This is a genomic window from Streptomyces sp. NBC_00887 (assembly GCF_045207585.1).
Map to the genome: position 1 here is coordinate 9,987,100 of NZ_CP108788.1, position 17,418 is coordinate 10,004,517.

Here is a 17,418-nt window from a genome sequence, read left to right on the forward strand (position 1 = left end):
AAATCCAGGACAGACCCTGCTACCCGTGGAGGCTCATGTGACTGCCCGCGTGATTGTCAGCGAAGCAGAGCCCGCGCCCCGCAGTGCTCCACCGCGGCTCGTCGCCAGCCCCTTCCTCGGGCAGTACCTGCTCGTCCAGCCGGGCCAGGCGGCAGGCGTCCGCATCCCCGAAGCCCGCTACGAGGAACTGTTGGCAGGCAGTGACCGGCCCGTTCCAGCCTGGTTGGCCGACGCGGCAGCCAGGGCCTGGAGTGCTGAGCTCCCTGAAGCCGCCCTCGGTGACGTCGTCCTCGTTCGCGAGCGGTCGCAGTACGGGTATGCCAAAGCGTCGTGGGAGATCAACCTCGGCTGTGACTACGACTGCGAGTTCTGCTACCTCGGCGAGAAGCGGTTCGAGGGCCTGGACTGGGATGGCAAGCGGCGGCTCCTGGAGGTGATGCGGGATGCAGGGGTGCTGTGGTTACAGATCACCGGCGGCGAGGCGCTGATCGACCGAGAGTTCGGCGCGGCATACGAGTACGCGCACCAGCTCGGGATGATGGTGCAGGTCTCCTCGAACGGCTCCAGCTTGCGCAAGCGTCCGATCCGGGACCTGTTCGCCCGGCACCGCCCCTACCGGCTGACACTGAGCGTCTACGGAGCAACCGCCGACACGTACGACAAGGTCACGAGGAATCGCGGCGCCTTCGACCGGTTCACACAGGGCCTGGACGCCGCCCGCGAGGACCGACTCCCGGTCCGGCTCAACGTGATCGTGTCCGACGACAACGCGCATGAGGTCGACGCGATGGTGGCCATGTGCGAGAGGTACGGCTTCCCGCACCAGGTGTTCACGAACATGTCCCCGACGATCGACGGCGAGGCGAACCCTCTGGCCACGCAGTCCCAGAGCCACCTCACGCCCCGCAGCGTCTTCACCGGCTGCAACGCGGGCCACACGTTCTTCCATGCCAACCCGCACGGCATCGCCTCGATCTGCAAAGTCGGCCGCGACCCCAGCGTGAACCTCATCGCCGAAGGCGTCGAAGGCCTCACCCGACTCGGCGCGATCGCCGAGTCCCTACAACTCCGCACCGGTGGATGCTCCGGCTGCACGAAGGTCGGCACATGCCGCACATGCCGACCACTGGCCAAGCTCTACCAGGAGGCGGGAGACCAACGAGAGCTCTACTGCCAACACGGAGGTTACGGATCATGACACCACCCACCACGCTGCTCACCCGCCCGGGACCAGTGCCGGTCATTATCGGTCTGCGCCCGCGCGCAGGGGCGGCCGGCGCCCTCCCTGTGCCGCTGAACGTCTCCCCGATCGGGGACGACGAGATCCGGATCATCGCCGACCTCGACGAGGCAGCCGAAGCGGCTGAGTGCAGCTGCTCCGCCGGCGACGACCAGCCCTACTAACCCTTTTCGGGCCCACCCCGCCTTCTCCCCTCGGATGCCGCCCCAAGCCGTACCCTGGCTGGGGCGGCATCCCTCATCCCGGCAGCCAAGGAACAGTGCGCGTGTCCATGTCCCGCATCCCCTTCGATCAGCTTCCCGCCGACGTCCGCCAGGCCGTCGCCGACAAGACCGGCGCAGTGCACCAAGCGACGACCGTGAGCGGTGGCATGAATTCCGGCATCGCTTCCGTCCTCCGTACCGAAAACGGCAGCATCTTCGTCAAAGGCATCCCCGCCGACCACCCGCAGGCCGCTGCCCAGCGCCGTGAGGCCGCCGTGGCACCACACCTGCCACCGTCCTGCCCGCACCTGTACTGGCACCTGGCGGTCGACGGCTGGAGCATCCTCGGCTACGAGGTAATCGACGGCCGGCACGCCGACTACTCGCCGGGCTCGGCCGACCTGTCGCTCGTCGCGGCAGCCCTGGCGGAGCTGCAAGGGATCGCCGCCCCGGCAGACGTCGACATCAAGGATGCAGCCGACCGATGGGCCGACTACGCACCACCGGGCACACTCCACCACTTCGAGGGCAAAACGTTGCTGCACACCGACTTCGCTCCGGACAACGTCCTGATCACGCAGGGACGAGCTCGACTCGTCGACTGGGCGTGGCCCACCCGGGGAGCCGCGTGGATCGACCCCGGCGCCCTGGTGCTGCGCCTCATGGACGCAGGCCACTCAGCCGAGCAGGCCATCGCCTTCGCCGACCGCTTTCCGTCGTGGTGTAACGCTGCGCCTGAAGTGCTGGCCGCGTTCGGCGCCGCGACAGCGACGCTGTGGCGGGAGATCGCCGAGCAGGACAGCGACGAATGGAAACAGGGCATGGCTGAGCACGCGGTGGAGCTGGAGCGAGCGCTCGGCGCGGACCTGTAGGCACATGCTCTGGGCAGGCAGCCTGGTCAAGCAGTGCTTTCGTCTCCACGACGGACGATCAGTCCTTTTCACTCTCCGATCGGGCCCATCGCTCGGTGGCGTCGCCCGGCTGGCCTGAGACGGATGGCATGGCCATCGTCGCGTTCTGGGTAACAAGATCGGACTGGTGAGTGTAGGTGTGGACGGGCTGGGGGAGGACGGGAGTGGCCGCCCGAAGAAAGGGCGCCGCAACGGCCCGTCCCAGGGCCGCTGCTGAATTTGACCAGGGGGACCAGCATGGCCAGCGGCACCGTGAAGTGGTTCAACTCCGAAAAGGGCTTTGGCTTCATCGCCCAGGACGGAGGCGGACCGGACGTCTTCGCGCACTACTCCAACATCTCCGGCAACGGATACCGCGAGCTGACCGAGGGCGAAGCCGTGACGTTCGACATCACGCAGGGCCAGAAGGGGCCGCAAGCGGAGAACATCGTCCGCAGCTGAGCCCCCAGCCCCGCTCATCCCCATTCCCTCGGCGCCCGCACCGTGCACGGGCGCCGTCGGCATGTCGTGACCACTCGTGCTACGCCAGCGACCTCGGACAGCGAAGGCCGATTCACGCACAGCAGCCGCAGCCTCGTTGTCAGTGCGAGGTGAAGCCTGTGCAGGTGATGAAGCTGTCCGAGCCGTTGCCTACCGACCTCGCCCTCCGTTGCGACCGAAGTGCGGAGGACGGAGAGCCGATTCACGATGAGGCATGAGCACTCCCTCGGAAGGCCGCCGCAACAAGGAACTGCGGCTGGCCGTCGCCATGCGCGGCGGGGTCAGCCTGGCCGTCTGAATGGGCGGAGCATGCTGCGAACTAGCCCGCCTACGCGCTGCGTCCCCCGGCAGCCCCAGGAGGACCGGCCGCCCGACACCACCACCGCCGTCTACCGCGCCGTCCTCGAACAGTGCAAGTACGAGGACGTCGACATCGACGTCCCCGGGACCAGCGCCAGCGGCCTCAACGGAGTGCTGCTCGCCTGCCACCTCGTCTACGGCATGCCCTTCGGCCCCGATGTACGCCGGCTGTGGCTGGAGCTCGGCGACCTCGAACGGCTACTCAACCACTCGACCCCCTTCCACACGCCGCCCAGCTCCCTGATGCGGGGCGACAAGGTGTTCTACGGCCAGCTGCGCGCCGCACTCGATGACCACCTCGCACAGCCCCCCGACCCCGGCTGGCGCCCCGCCCGCTCGCTGCGACTGATCCTCACCGCGACCCGGCTGCGCCCCCGCCGGGACGGGGTGCGGCCGAAACTCGGTCAGCCGCTGCTCGTAGGCCGTTCCCACGCCTACTTCCGCTTTCGTCGCCGCCCAGGCCCCTGACCGACTTCAACAGACCAGGGGGCTACGCGCCTCGTGCGCTCGAACCCATCGGTGAACACCGAGGCCGGAACCGTGCGGTACTCCGCGGCGAGCGATGACCGGTTTGATGCCCCGAGCCCAGACCAGGCGGCGGTACTTGTCGTGGTCATAGCCGCAGTCGCCGAGGAGGATGTCAGGCCGTCGACGTGGTCGTCCGACGAGTCCCGGGACATCAGCTGGGTGACGTCGTTACGGTTTCCTCCGGTCAGGGGCACCGCGAGCGGGATGCCCTGACGGTCCACAAGGATGTGGTGCTTGCTGCCCGGCCGTGCGCGGATAACCGGGCTGGGACCACGCAGCATAAACAAGATCCCGCACAGCGCCTGCCGGTCAGGCACCCTCAGCCGACCGGCCACCAGCTTTGGGACTGGAACAGGCAACAACGGCTCGCTCAGCGACCACAGTTCATCCGAGACGATCCACGGACGCGACTCTCTCTTCCCCACGAACAATCAAGCCGACAGTCACATCATCAGAGGCTTCTGTTAGGACCATTTACGGCGCCACGCAATAGGGGGCGAGCGCGGACGCTGTCAGACCGCTGGCGAAATAGGTGTTAAGGGTATGAAAGTCGACAGGCGACATGTGGGCCTCGTGGTGTGAGTCGACAGGGAAGCGGTCGCCCAGGCGGCGGGGGAGCGCTACCAGGTCACCGGCCTCGGCGATGTTGGCCCAGTGGCGGAGACCCGGGGGTCGCGTGCCGCGGCCGGACGCATCGGGCGCCGGATCCAGCATGTCGAACACAGCCCCGGGTACCCCCAGCGGGGAACCGACCGTGATCAAGACCTCCACACCGAGATCGGGATAAGCGTGCAGGGCTTCGTAGGTGACGATCGACCCGAGAGAGTGCGCGACGACGACCTTCGCCCCACTGTGCTCGATCGTCCTGGCAACCTCGTCCCGCGCCCGGCGCCTGCGCTCGGGGGAGGCGAGGTAGCTGTAGACCTCCGGCATGAACGCCACCACGATCCGTCCCAGCACCCGTGCGGTCAGACCCCGCCTGCGCGCGACGAGATCGATAGCCTGCCGTACCGGCATCCCGCCCCACGACTGGCTCTCCGCAGGCTCATCCGGCATGCCCACCACACGCAGCCACCCCAGAACCGCCTGCTGTTGGGCCGGAGAGAGCTGGTCGAGCTCGTCGCCTGCTCCCTGCCCCTCGGCGTCACGCAGGAGATATGCGTAATAAGCGACCGTGATGCCGGGAACCGTGAGGTGGTCCAGGCCGGCCTCCTTGTATCCATGCGCCAGATAGCCCTGCCAGCCGTCGGCGAGCTTACGCGCCGCAGCCCCAGGCTCCAGCCTCTTCTGGAAGTTGCCCACCCCATGGACCACCACAATGCGCCCCATCAGCTCCCCGATTCCCGTGTTGTGTCCGTCTCGTCGGCGCGGTTCGACCAGGCGAAGAACGCCACCCGGGTGCCGAACCCTACGAAGATGCCCGCGTCACTGACAGCGATGTTGCCCAGGCTGTCGGGAAAGACGACCTCTTCCCGCGCTACGCCCGGATCACGAGGATCCCAGACACGGACACGATGGTCCTGCCCCGAGGTCACCAACAACTCTTCCATGGCGACTCTGACAAACGCCACAGACCATACGCCCCCCGTATGAGCAGGAAAGCGCGACAGCTCCAGGCCGGTTTTCAGACTCAGCACCCTGATGAAGCCGGCTTCCTCACCGCAAACGACAGCGTCGTGCTCGTCCCACCGGCCGATCGCCAAGGCATCCACCGCTGGTGTCTCCGTGTCCAGTAGGCGGCTGACACCAGACGCGTGACGCACAGTCAGGCTCCGGGCCGCCTTCCACCTCGAGTCAACGAACGTGTGTGTCGTGTGAGCGATGACCATCGTGTCGTCGGCGCCGTACCGCTGCCAGGCAAAGCAGTCCGCTACTGGCGACTCAAGGTCATCTTCCTCGTATTCCTCATAAAGCGTCAGTTTCGGCTTGCCTTCATGGAGCGCGAACATGCAGACACCAGAACTCGTACGTACGAAGACTCTGGTGACTTCACCTGAGTCGTCGACGGACAGCTCCTCGACGGTGTCCGGCGGCGTATAGGGCGCGCGGACCGCCCGCCCGCTGCCGGCATCCAGGAACTCGATCCTGCTGCTGCCGCCAAAGCCGTGGCTCAGGAATACGACGTTCTTCCCAGCCAGGCCCCCCACCTTCACGGCGTTGATGGCGCCTCTCATGCCGCCCCACAGCGCCGCGCTCGTCAGGGCGTCCCAGACGAGGAACGATCCCTCTTCGTCCACGCTGACAGCGGGAAGCCGCCCATTACTGACCACCTTGGCCACAGCGACGTATTCCAACAGGGAGTCGTGTCCGGTTGCCACCCTCAGCGATGCTTTGCCGTCGCGCGCGCTCTGGGCGAGCAACGCCATCGGCTGGTTCCATGTGGACGTCTCGCTCACCATCTGGCCTATCGCCGCCCACCGTGTTCCATCCGTCGCCAAAACGCTGACGCTTGCAAGCCGCTGCGGCAGCTCACACACACCACCGCGCACCACCGGGCCACCGTCCAGCGGCTGCGCACAGATGCCGGTGCCCGGCTCGAAGTACGCGAAGCACGGTACGCCGTTGTGCAGTACGACTGCTCCAGCATCGGCCCTCCTGATGCTGCTCAGCAGCCGTGACGCCCCAGTCTTCAGATCCCACGCCCGGGTGCCGTCCATAGCGTCCGTCACCGCGATCGGTCCCCGGGGACCGCGAAGGATCTGCAGGCTGAAGATGGGCTTCTGGCCCCCTGGCCACACCACGTGGTCCCTGCCGTTCGCATTCCATACGTGCACGGCGCCGTCGACAGCGCCGGCCACGTATACCGCGTTCCCGTCCAGCTCGGTGATATCGACTGCGGTGCAGTCGTAGCCTTCGATGTCCATGTCGGGTTCGAGGAGGTCTTCCACGTCCCCGTCGGCCTCCATCCGCGACAGCCAGGCGTCGATCACATTCAGGGAAGCGACTCTGTTCCCCCTCAGGTCGTATGCGATGACCTCCCCACCACCGCAGGCCACGACGAACGCCTGGCCGTGCTGCTCGACAAGGCCGAGGGCGGTCAAGGGAATCGCATCCGTCTGAACCGTGGTCTTGACCAGGCCCGTGTCAGCGTTCCACACCACGACCTGGCCGTCGGACATCCCCCCTGCGATGAGCGTGCCGAAAGCCCCGTACCTGGCGCACAACAGTTCCGGAGGAGCCGTGTCGGGCGTCTCGAGAGGGAAGAGCAGGCGATGCAGATGGACGTCCCACACCTGTAGCTGTCCGGTGAAGGCCTCACCGACTGCCAGCCAGCGCTGCGAGCACTGCACAAGGATGAGGTTGAAGTCTCCCCAAGAAACTGGCCCGTCCTCGACGAGTGTTGCCGACGTGCCCCAGACGAAGTCGAGCATCGCCTGCCGGGGACGCTGCGCAGTGGGTTCCTCTAGCGCGTCAAGCGCTTCCACGAGCCACAACTCGTCCCACACCGCAGCCGTGTTCCTCAGCCACTCACGGCGCTGCCACGGTTCGTGTGCAGCCGACAGCGCGGCATGGCTCATCAGCGCTGCGATCCGCCCTCGCACCGTGCGGCCGCGGGTGTGCTCGTGGAGCAGCAGTGGATCGCAGTACACGAGGAAGGAAGCGGACAACAGCAGTTCATCGACGGTCCGGGCATCAGCGGCATGCTGAGCGGCATGCCGCAGCACGTAAGGGAGGGCCAGCCCGAACCGGCGCGCAGTCAACTCGGCAGGACCGGGAACCGTATCTAGAACACGCCTGAAGATCTCCACCCGTCTGACCCGGGCGTACGTGGCGCGCAGATGGTCGACAAGACTCTGGTGGTAGAAGCGGTACAGCTGCTGCCCGTCGGTGTCGGTGCTGAACCGCAGGTAGAACGATGCCGCCGACAGAGCCTTGCGCACATCATCCAGATCCGGCGCCTTGCCGCCGGATGCCACGACGAATGCCTGCGCGACGCTGTGCACGACCTCGAGCGGCATGCCCTGCCCGTATCCGTGGGCCACTGCCGCCAGCACGGCGGACATGGCCGGGTGCTCCCGCTGCAGCACGTCCAGATGCAGGTCAAGCATGGTCGGCAGATCTGCCGGAACCTTCTCGACCACCTCCTCAACGCTCGGTGGAGTTTCCCGGTGGACGAGATAGTGCGCGAACAGGGAAGCGAGCAGGAACGCGCCGGACTTGTGGCGCAACCCCAGCTGCTGTGCCACGGCACGAGCGGTGGTCTTGCGGACCTCGGCAGTTCCCCGCCCGCTGTATGCCCGAGACGTCTCCAGAACGTCACAGAGGTAGTCGGTCAGCTCCGTCGTCCGCTGATCCGCCGAGATGCCGTCCAGATTGACGAGCAGCCCGCGGTCCTCCAACTCCTTGAGCAAAGACGCATACTTCGTCCACCACGGGCGGCTGTCGGTCGGGCGGGTGATTTGTGCCCCGTCAGCCAAGTCTTCGAGAAGTGCCGCGTACCTGTCCCACCACGGCCGTGTCCCCACCAGCACCCGGCACAGCACGAGGTCCCTGTCAGCAGCCTTTGCATCGAACCGACGCCGTCCCTGAGCCAGCTGCCTCAGCACATTGATCAGCGCCATGTCCAAAGACGCCTCGTCCAGGGCGTCGACCACGATGGTCACCGGGCGGTCGCACTTCTCACCGATCCGGTTCAGCAGAACCGTAGTGCTCCAGCCGCGGCCTGGCTCGGCATCCAGGCTGAGCTGCGCGGCAATCGATGCCAGAACCTCGGCGGGGCCCCGCTGCCGGGCGTGAACCGCCACCAGATAGGGGTCCGGCTCAGGTCGCACATCCCTGTGGACTGCGTTGGCGACCTGCCGGGACACCTCCCGCAGCTGCGAATGAGCCAGACAGACCACCACCCCGAGCAGTGCGGACTTTCCCGAACCGGGGCTGCCGGTCACGATCATCATCGTCTGCTCGCCAGGGCCTTCCAGCCACCGCTTGATCACCTCCAGCTGTTCGCTGCGCCCGGTGAAGAAGCAGCCCTGGCCGATGTCCTGCTGCTGCGGCGTTCCCGAAGCGCGCGAGATGAAGTGCAACGGGTCGAGCGCGGGATCCACTGCGGTCGCGAACTGCCACAGCCCCACGTCGATCGTCTGCCGGAACTGGCCGCCGGCTGTCTCCCGGTAGGAAGGGTTGAGCAGGAACGACGGCACCAGGGCGCGGGCTTCCGGATGAGTCGTCCGCAGCACACTCTGCGACGGCCGGTTTTCATCCGCCGCTGACCGGGCGAGCTCACGGTCGATCTCCCGTGCAAGCGTGTCCACCGGCACGTGCGCGACCGCGGGGGAGATGTCGAGCTGCCCCTCACGCAGCCGCTCCAGGATTCTTCCGGTCGCCACGGTGAACCGGGCCTGGTACGTCTTCTCGTCCGCAGCGCACGCCGCGATGACCCAGACCCGCCGGTCCTCCGCCCTGATGCCGTCCAGGAGCTGCTCCACCACGGCTCTGCCGGCCCCGCATACGTCCAGCAGCAGCAGCACCGGCGGCCCGCCCACCATCGCCTCAGCTTCACCCAGCCAGGTACCGACCTGGGCAGCCGTCCACGACAGATCCTTCCGGGTCGTCTCCCGTGATGCCAGGAAGAGCCCCTTCCCAGGACCGGCGACCCCGTGCCCCGCAAAGTGCACGATGAGGGCTTCGGCACCAGCGCTGGCCTGCGCCTGCCGCAGCGCCTCCCGCCACAGACGCGTGAGCGTCTTGTAGTCGGGATCGAGCGAGGCCGTGCCGCCCAGCACGTTCAGTCCGGGAGTCTTGGCCAGTTGCGCGGTCAGGGCGCCGACGGCCGGTGCCACGGAGGGCAGTGCCTCCAGTGTGCTGGGGGGAGCCAGAGGATCTTCGTCGTCGAGCTCGTCATCCTCGTTGAAGTCACCCACTCCGACAACAAGGACCTGCGTCACTTGCTACCTCCGCCTTCTCAAACCCCAGTCTCATCCTAGGGTCGAGGCGCACGTCCCTCAGCCGAACCAGACGATGAGTACCGTGCACCTCTCGCTATGGCAATCGAAGCTGTGAGTGCGGCCCCACGTCTCCGAATCAAAGGCATGCGTACGTGGATACCTTCAGAAGAGGTTGGCGTGCTTGACGCGCCGGATCCGGGTGACACCGGTGCGTGGTGCGAGCTGCTGGCGGTCGAGGCGATGGGCCTGAGCGTCACGCACCCATCCCGGGTTGAGTAGTGGGATCAACCCCGCTCCCTGCTCAGATCGGGTCCCTCGTCACGGTAGGGAAATATGCGCGTGTCGCATGCACCGGAGACGGATGCTGATGTAAGCAGGCTCGAAACCCCACGGCCGCAGACGTCTGGTGGGGAGCAGGGATCGGGGTGGGGCTCGTGACAGAAAGCGCGTACGAGGAGCTGCAGACCGGCGGGTTGGGGCCGGCCACGTTCGAACTGCTGCGGAGGCTGGTTCACCAGGTGCGCCGTGGCACCGGTTTTCCACCCCCCGAGGGGCACACGGTGTGGAGCGATGACGCGGCTTACGACGTGATCAGCGCGATGTTGTCCCAGGAAGGAGCGGGACAACGGTTCGTGACCGTCTGTTTCACCCAGGCCGCCGACGAAGCCTCCTTGGAAAGACTGTTTCTGACGTCGATCAAGAACTTCCTCATCGACGAGGCGAAGAAGACACCGCGAGGCAAACTCCGGCGCCGTATCGCCCGGCTGATGGGCGGGGACGCGGACTACCGCAAGAGCAACGGCTCCCCGCCGCGCTGGGCGCTGGCCGACCACTCCGAAGAAGCTCTGTGGCAGGGGGACCTCGATGATCTCATTGGCCATGCCGCGCGCGTCAGAGGCGTCGGCATCACCCGCTGGAACCATTCCGGCCCAACGCCCAAGCAGACCGTCCACGCCCTCAAAACCATCCTGCTGGGCGTGCTGCAGCACGCCCAGGGAGCGGTACGGGAGGAAGACCTCGCCAAGGTTCTCGAGGCCCGCTTCGAGCTCCTGGCACCGGCCCGAGTGACCAGGCTGTTCGCCGATGAGGGGACCGTCGCCGCCATTGTCGAGCAGCATGCGGCCACTACCGCGCCGGACCCGACCGGGACGGAGGGGGTGGCCGAGGATATTTGGCGGCGCCTCTCACTCAACGAGCGCCTGCTGCTTCCCTACCTCGACAAGGACGCGCATCACGCGGCGCAGCTGCTGGAGATCCGGCAGGGCCACGCAGTTCTTGTCCTGTCCAACCTCAAGATCATGCTCCGCGATGCCCTGTCGTTGGACAGTGACCCGGAGGCAGTGATGGCCGCGCTGCTGCGGCGCTGCGGTGAGGCTGCGTCGTGAACGGCCCCAGTTACGTCGTCTGGACCCAGTGAGAAGAGAATGCGCTGATGGACCGCAGCCGAGGAGACGGGGGAGACGGCATGAGCTCTGTCCACACCACTGCCTACCAGAGGTTGGTAGCCGCCGCGGCGGGCCTGAAGGTGCCCGACGCCGTCCACCGCGTGGCCACCACACCACCCCAGGACCCCCGCCCCGGCCAGATCTGGCGCGCGGTGTGGGAAGACACCATCCAGCTGCTCCTGATCACCCTGACCGGTGACGACGACACCGTGCGAGCCGTTCCTGCTTCCTTCGAACGGTACGCCGACGCCGACACGTTGCTCCTGCCCGCCCAAGCGACCACGCTGGAGCAGCCGCTTGGACTGTGGTGGGGCCTGGAGACCACCGTGCCGTGGTGTGTGTTGGACCGGCAGGTCAGCGAGCTGACCAGCCGCCCTGACACCCTCACTTCCCAGACGATCGCCGACACTGTGACCGGCGCCCGATGGGGGAGCGGTACCGTCTTGTCCGCGGCGGTCAGCGAATACCGTGCCGTCCTCACCGACCACGTGGAGGTCCTCGCCTCGGCACGGTGGGCGCCGCAAGGGTCGGGAGGCCTCTCCCAGATGTTTCGTGACCACGGCATCACCACCCAGCAGATCGCGGCCGAGCTGAAACTTCCGGTGCCCTTGGCGCTGGACGTGTGGAGGGGACAGCAGCCTCTCACCGCCGAACAGGCCGCCAGGCTCGCCGCACTCCTCGGACAGCCGGCCGGACGCCTCCTGGATGCCAACCCCGCAGTGCCGCCCGCCGTCGTGCACGAGCTCAACCGCCCCTTGCGCCGCAGCCAGGTAAAGAAGCTCGCCGCCCAGCATGACGAGACGGAACACGACGCGCGGCTACGTGCCGTCTATGGCATCTACACCCTGGCCGCACGCGACCGCGACCGGACCCAGCCGAACTGGACCGCACGCACCGACCGCTACTTCGAACTCCTCCTGGACGCATAGAGAAAAGGGGGCACCCTGAGGTGGTCAACTACGTGCTCGCCGGCGCCGCCCGCACCCAGGCTGTCGCCATGATCACAGAGCTCGAGGCGATACGTTCCGGCGCCGTCGAACGCCTCACGCAGGGCGCCCTCGCGGAACTGCGGACCTGGCCCGAGCTCACCGTCAAAGACGTTCCCGAGAACGAGACGGGTCAAGGATGCAGCGTCGCCGGAGCGTACGACTACGGCCCCCCGCCCCGGCTGTCCGTCGCAGCATCCGCAAGCCACGCACGGCGGGACTTCACCGCCCTGCACGAACTCGGTCACCACCTGCAGAGGACCAGCTTCGACCTCATAGAGCCCTTCAGCCGGGAACCGGACGGTGGACTCCTCCTTGAAGACGCCGCCTGCGACGCATTCGCCGCCGAGATCCTGCTTCCTGCACATCTCGTCGACCAGCACCTGGACGCCAAAGGGCCCACCGCCTCCGCGATCACCCGCCTGTGGGCGGCGAGCAACGCCTCCCGGATGGCCGTCTGTGTGCGAGCAGCCCAGCACCTTCCCGCGCCCGGCCACGTCCTCCTCCTCAAGACCACCGGACACCTCGCCTTCGCCGCCTCCCACGGCCTGCCACCCCTGCGGCGCGGCGGCTTCCAAGGCGACATCCCCGTCATCGAACGTGCCCTGACCGGCCCCGGCCGTGCGCAAGGACGAACCCAGGTCCGCTACCGCGACGGCATCCTCGGACGCGAACTGCACACCGACACCGCCCCCATGGACGGCTACCTCGTCGCCGTCCTCGTCGCCGACTCCGCCCCCTGGCGCCCCTTCACCCCGCCCACCGCCGACACCGGCCCCCGCTCACGCAGCTACATCTGCGCGAACTGCGACGAGCACTACCGCTCCTTCGATCCTGCCTGCCAGCGCTGCCGCACCCCCGTATGCCCCGACTGCGGCCGCTGCGCCTGCCCGCCCCGCAACCCCGGCCGCACCTGCCCCGGCTGCTTCATCGTGCACCCGCCCGCCATGTTCCCCGCGGACAGCGACCGCTGCCTCGACTGCTCCTGACACCCCGTAAGGCCCGTCCGCCACACACTCCTGCCTACCCGCGAGTTACGTCGTCCGTCCCAGGCGAAGCACCCCACCCAGGGTGCTCAAGGGACCCGGGCGCCGGCCGCGGGAACTCATCGGAACGCTGCCGGCAGGAACAGCAGGAACAACAACATGGCTATCCAGATCACCGCGGTGCGCCTGACGGCCGGCGGCACCACGCACGAGCACATCACGCACCTGTGGTGGACCAACCAGACCTCCGGCGACACCGGCAACAGCACCCGGGCACAGATCGTCGACTGGATCGAGAACAAGTCCGGCAAGGCCTACACCAGCGACGCGGCCGGACACCGCACGGAAGTCGGCGTCGTCACGCCCTCCAGGGGCGAGAAGTACTTGCGGACCCACGCCGACGGCGTGTGGACCAACAACCTCCTCGCCCTCCCGCGGCGCTGACCCGCCGCCATCAACCGGCCGTTGAACGCGCCGCCCACGCGGCGGCGCGCCAGGCGTTCCCGGCGCACACCGGTCCGAGCACGCGCTCCCCACTTCAGGAGAACCTCATGTCCCAGGACAGCCACAAGCCGAAGCCCGTCACGATCATCGTCAACGCCCGCCCCCACACCTGGGAGGCGAAGGAGATCACCTACGAACAGGTTGTCGACCTCGCCTACCCGGGCCAGCAGCCGAATGACCAGGACACCTACACGGTCCGCTACAGCCGCGGCCACGACGGCCACGGCACCGGCAGCCTCACCGCCAGCCACAGCGTCCGAGTGAAGAAGGAGATGGTCTTCGATGTCTACCGCACTTCTCGCTCGTGACCCCGACCTCTCCCGCCTCCTCGACGACGGCCACGACGTCACCTTCGTCGCCGGCCACGTCATCATCCGCATCCCGTACGTCACCGAGAACCGCACCGTCACCAACGGCTTCCTCGCCCACCCCGTCACCGTCGCCGGAGACCGCCTCGTCTCCGGCACCGACCACCGCATCTGGTTCAGCGGCTCCACCCCCTGCAACGAGCACGGTTGCCCCCTGACTCTTGCCACCTCTGATCCCAGGGCGATTGCCGACGACATGCAGGCGAACTTCATGCTCTCCAGCAAGCCCCCGGACGGCTACCCCGACCAGTACACGAAGATCACCGCGTACGTGCGGATCGTCGCCGACCACGCCCACGCCCTTGACCCCTCGGCCACACCCACCCCCGGCGCGGCGTACCAGGAAATCGAGGAGGATACGCCCTTCGCCTACCGCGACACCGCCACCTCCCGCGCCGGCATCACGACCATCAACCGCCGCTTCCGCGGGCAGCGCATCGTGATCGTCGGCCTCGGCGGCAGCGGAAGTTACATCCTCGACCAGGTCGCCAAGACCGAGGTCGACTCAATCCTCCTGATCGACGGCGACACCTTCGACAACCACAACGCCTTCCGCGCACCCGGCGCACCCACCCTCGACGCCCTCCGCGAACGCCCGCCCAAGGCCGCCTACTTCGCCTCTATCTACGCCAACATGCACCGCGGAGTGGCCAGCTGCACGCAGTACCTCGACGAAGACAGCCTCGACCTTCTCGACGGGACGACGTTCGTGTTCCTAGCCTCCGACGACGCCGCCACCAAGCCAGCCATCATGGACTGGCTCGAAGCCCACGATGTGCCCTTCATCGACGTCGGCATGGGCATCGATCAGATCGACGGCCACCTCAGCGGACTGCTCCGTGTTACCACCAGCCTTCCGGGCCGCCGAGACACCGCACGCCACCGCATCCCCCGGCCAGCACCTGAACGCGACGCCTACGCAAGCAACATCCAGACCGCCGACCTCAACGCGCTCAACGCCATCCTGGCCGTCATCCGCTGGAAACGCTCCCTCGGCATCTACGCCGACGTCACCGACGAAAGCCACACCACGTACTCACTGATCACCAACGAGATCGCCAACGAGGACCTCCCGTGACCCCACAAGAGACCCTGCGCCCGGTTTTCACCGAGACCTTCCCCCCGACCATGGACGCAGGGGTCCTCTACATCTCGATTCCCTACCGCACCTGCGGCCACCTGTGCTGCTGCGGATGCGGCCACGAAGTCGTCACACCACTCTCCCCGGCCCAGTGGTCCCTCACCTACAACGGCGAGAACGTCTCCTTCACCCCCTCGATCGGCAACTGGTCCCTCCCGTGCCGTTCGCACTACTGGATCCGCGACGGCCGTGTCCGCTGGAGCCGCCGCTACTCGCCGTCGGAAATCGATCAGAACCAGGACCGGGACCGCCGCCTGCTGGCCGCCCATGACAGCGGCGAGCGGCAGCCGGGACGAGCAGCCAGTCTCCGCCGACTCCTCAGGTTCTGGCGCCCGTAGGCCGACCCATGCGCCTTAGACGGTGTCTTGATTGGCTATCCCTCGTTGTTCTGAGCATGGACATAGTTGTGCGCTTGGTCCCGGATGGGCTGTGGGAGGTCTTCCAGGGCGTGGCGCCGGAGCCGCCGGTCCGCGCTCAAGCTTGCGCAGTTCGCCGATGCTCACGCTGACCACTCAGCGCGAAACCCATGTGGAATCGGCCCCGAATAGGCGGCACCTGAACATGCCAGCTCACCAGTCCCGAAGCCGAGGTACGGAACTCACGACCCGGTTTTCATCGCCCACAGTCGAGCCTCGACTTCGGCGACGACCCGCCCCGATTCCTCGGTCATCTGTTCCTCCGCGTCAGTGAGCGGGCAGCCCATGACCATGAGGGCGAGGCCGTCGAGTTCCACCATCGCCGCCACTTCTGCGCGCCGACGGGGATCGTATCGGGCAAAGTCGTCGCACGCCTCGACCAGCGCGGTGAATGACGGCAGCCGTCCTACCAGCATGAACCGGAGGTCCTGCAGGACGCGCTGCATGTCCTTGCTGCGCTCGTGCAAGGCGGGCGCAGCGTCCTGCACCTCGCTGATCCTCCTCTCACACCGCTCCAGGTCCCGGGCTTTTTTCAGCTGGCCGTCTCTGAGCGCCTGGATCTGCCCCTGAGCGATGGCTTTCTGCGTGAGGCTGGCTGAAGCCGTTTCGATCTTGAACAGCAACTCCTTCCCGGCCGCCCTCCCGCCACCGCCCGCGGCGAGAGAGCCACGGCCAAACCAGGCTTCCGTGGCGTTGCGGGCCGCCGCTCCGTTCAGCCTCTTTATCGCCCTGCCGGTGGAGGCGGAGCCGAGGTTTCGCACCGCGTGATAAGGGCCTGCTTTGGCAACGTGACCAACGACAAGCGGGCCAACCACTAGGAGCGCGGCGCCTGCCAGCGCGCCGACAGCAGACGGCCAGGCAATGCTGAGCGGCTGCCGAGGCTCGATGACCGCCTCACCGCCGATAGTTGGTCTCTCGATTGCGGTCAGCTCGACCAGATCGACGTGCTTGAGACACTGAAAAACATCACGGAAGGGGACGATGGCCTCGTCGTGGAGTAGCTGCCTTGCCTTCTGCAGGGCAGCGTTCTCCTCCGCGGTCCGCTGATCGAGCTCCTCCTCGCAGGCAAGCAGACGTTTGTCCCTCCGCCGGTTCGTCCTTGCGAGCCTGACAGCGTCGACTACGTCGATGGCCATGTTGTCCCCCTAGTACTCGGTTCGGAGATCTTAGTGCCGAATCAGCCTGTTTCGTTGTGTTGTGACGTGCCGTAGAGAAACGAGTGTGGGCCGCCCTGCATGCGCTGGCGTCAGCCGGCGCGGGGGTCGGGAAGAGGGAGCCTGCGAGAGGCTGTTTGGTTTGGTTCGCCGGCTTCCCGTCATGCAACTGCCGCCTTCTCGGACCGAGTTCGTCGGCTGAGTACACGCCGAAACGAGCAACGAAGGGCAAGGAGACTGGATGCAACTCCTCAATCCTCATGAACATTCGTCAGGACTGCTCAACAGACAGGCCGTTCCAGGACTGTGGGGGCGTAGCCCCCTCAGGCTCAACTCACCCCACCCAAAAAGAGAGAACCCCCCCCCGACACGACACCCCGCGGAACACCGTGGTACTCGTGGCGCCCGCAACCCCACCACACCAAGATTAGGCCGTCAGGCCCCCTCCGGGCAGGGGAGAGCAAATCAAATCCCTGCCCAAAAACAAAAATGACATCAGCAGCGCTGGCAGGCGCCAACATGAAGCCCACCAACCCAACCGCCAGTCAGGCCATCAGGCCTGACACCCCGCCACCTACAAACACCAGGCCAGAACAGGCCTAAACATGCAGACAGTTTTCCCCGCCACGGGGCAAACCCCTAACCCACGCCACCCAAAACACAGTCAGGCCGTCAGGCCTGACACCTCACCAACCAACGGGCCGTCAGGCCCAGCACACACTCACAGTCAGGCCGTCAGGCCTGACGCCCTGCAACCGGTCCGTCCGTCAGGACGGAGTTGGGCCGCCAGGCCCAACTCAAGAGCCGCCAG

General features: G+C 66.8%; 15 protein-coding genes and 1 pseudogene. 12 read left to right on the forward strand and 4 right to left on the reverse strand.

Annotated elements, in window-relative coordinates:
- Positions 1 to 52: 52 nt before the first annotated feature.
- The 5 genes from OG844_RS45530 (at position 53) to OG844_RS45550 (ending at position 3,662) form a co-directional block, all read left to right on the forward strand.
- Positions 53 to 1,198 carry a radical SAM protein gene (locus tag OG844_RS45530; RefSeq protein ID WP_406395933.1) on the forward strand — a complete coding sequence of 382 codons (1,146 nt, stop codon included), beginning with the start codon at positions 53 to 55 and terminating at the stop codon, positions 1,196 to 1,198.
- Positions 1,195 to 1,404 carry a hypothetical protein gene (locus tag OG844_RS45535; RefSeq protein ID WP_406387251.1) on the forward strand — a complete coding sequence of 70 codons (210 nt, stop codon included), beginning with the start codon at positions 1,195 to 1,197 and terminating at the stop codon, positions 1,402 to 1,404. Before OG844_RS45530 ends, OG844_RS45535 begins: the two co-directional genes overlap by 4 nt.
- A 107-nt stretch (positions 1,405 to 1,511) precedes the next feature.
- Positions 1,512 to 2,315, forward strand: coding sequence for an aminoglycoside phosphotransferase (locus OG844_RS45540; protein ID WP_406395931.1), 804 nt, complete (start codon positions 1,512 to 1,514; stop codon positions 2,313 to 2,315).
- Between the two features lie 276 nt (positions 2,316 to 2,591).
- Positions 2,592 to 2,795, forward strand: coding sequence for a cold-shock protein (locus OG844_RS45545; protein ID WP_406387250.1), 204 nt, complete (start codon positions 2,592 to 2,594; stop codon positions 2,793 to 2,795).
- Positions 2,796 to 3,143: 348 nt separating this feature from the next.
- Positions 3,144 to 3,662, forward strand: a complete 519-nt coding sequence (locus OG844_RS45550; RefSeq protein ID WP_406387249.1) for a hypothetical protein — start codon at positions 3,144 to 3,146, stop codon at positions 3,660 to 3,662.
- 42 nt (positions 3,663 to 3,704) lie between these two features.
- On the opposite strand, the pseudogene OG844_RS45555 reads toward OG844_RS45550, so the two are convergent.
- The 3 genes and pseudogenes from OG844_RS45555 to OG844_RS45565 form a co-directional block, all read right to left on the reverse strand.
- A pseudogene (locus OG844_RS45555) lies at positions 3,705 to 4,153 on the reverse strand (transposase); the annotation flags it as partial.
- Positions 4,154 to 4,196: 43 nt separating this feature from the next.
- Complete coding sequence (locus tag OG844_RS45560; protein WP_406387248.1) at positions 4,197 to 5,051, reverse strand: serine peptidase; 855 nt, start codon at positions 5,049 to 5,051, stop codon at positions 4,197 to 4,199.
- Positions 5,051 to 9,607, reverse strand: coding sequence for a hypothetical protein (locus OG844_RS45565; RefSeq protein WP_406387247.1), 4,557 nt, complete (start codon positions 9,605 to 9,607; stop codon positions 5,051 to 5,053). Before OG844_RS45565 ends, OG844_RS45560 begins: the two co-directional genes overlap by 1 nt.
- 434 nt (positions 9,608 to 10,041) lie before the next feature.
- Between OG844_RS45565 and OG844_RS45570 the strand changes: the two genes are divergently transcribed.
- From OG844_RS45570 to OG844_RS45600, 7 genes are all read left to right on the forward strand, one after another.
- Positions 10,042 to 10,992, forward strand: a complete 951-nt coding sequence (locus OG844_RS45570) for a hypothetical protein (protein WP_406387246.1) — start codon at positions 10,042 to 10,044, stop codon at positions 10,990 to 10,992.
- An 80-nt stretch (positions 10,993 to 11,072) separates the two neighbouring features.
- Positions 11,073 to 11,981 carry a hypothetical protein gene (locus OG844_RS45575; RefSeq protein WP_406387245.1) on the forward strand — a complete coding sequence of 303 codons (909 nt, stop codon included), beginning with the start codon at positions 11,073 to 11,075 and terminating at the stop codon, positions 11,979 to 11,981.
- A 20-nt stretch (positions 11,982 to 12,001) separates the two neighbouring features.
- A complete protein-coding gene (locus OG844_RS45580; RefSeq protein WP_406387244.1) occupies positions 12,002 to 13,027 on the forward strand; it encodes an ImmA/IrrE family metallo-endopeptidase in 1,026 nt (341 codons plus the stop codon).
- A 156-nt stretch (positions 13,028 to 13,183) separates the two neighbouring features.
- Positions 13,184 to 13,468, forward strand: a complete 285-nt coding sequence (locus OG844_RS45585) for a DUF3892 domain-containing protein (RefSeq protein ID WP_406387242.1) — start codon at positions 13,184 to 13,186, stop codon at positions 13,466 to 13,468.
- 107 nt (positions 13,469 to 13,575) lie between these two features.
- Positions 13,576 to 13,836: a multiubiquitin domain-containing protein gene (locus OG844_RS45590; RefSeq protein WP_406387241.1), complete on the forward strand. Its 261-nt coding sequence runs from the start codon at positions 13,576 to 13,578 to the stop codon at positions 13,834 to 13,836.
- Complete coding sequence (locus tag OG844_RS45595; RefSeq protein WP_406387239.1) at positions 13,811 to 14,974, forward strand: ThiF family adenylyltransferase; 1,164 nt, start codon at positions 13,811 to 13,813, stop codon at positions 14,972 to 14,974. The genes OG844_RS45590 and OG844_RS45595 overlap by 26 nt, the downstream gene beginning before the upstream one ends.
- Positions 14,971 to 15,375: a DUF6527 family protein gene (locus tag OG844_RS45600; RefSeq protein WP_406387237.1), complete on the forward strand. Its 405-nt coding sequence runs from the start codon at positions 14,971 to 14,973 to the stop codon at positions 15,373 to 15,375. The genes OG844_RS45595 and OG844_RS45600 overlap by 4 nt, the downstream gene beginning before the upstream one ends.
- A 260-nt stretch (positions 15,376 to 15,635) precedes the next feature.
- Here the strand turns inward: OG844_RS45600 and OG844_RS45605 are convergent, their stop codons facing one another.
- Positions 15,636 to 16,589, reverse strand: coding sequence for a hypothetical protein (locus OG844_RS45605; protein WP_406387236.1), 954 nt, complete (start codon positions 16,587 to 16,589; stop codon positions 15,636 to 15,638).
- Between the last annotated feature and the right edge of the window lie 829 nt (positions 16,590 to 17,418).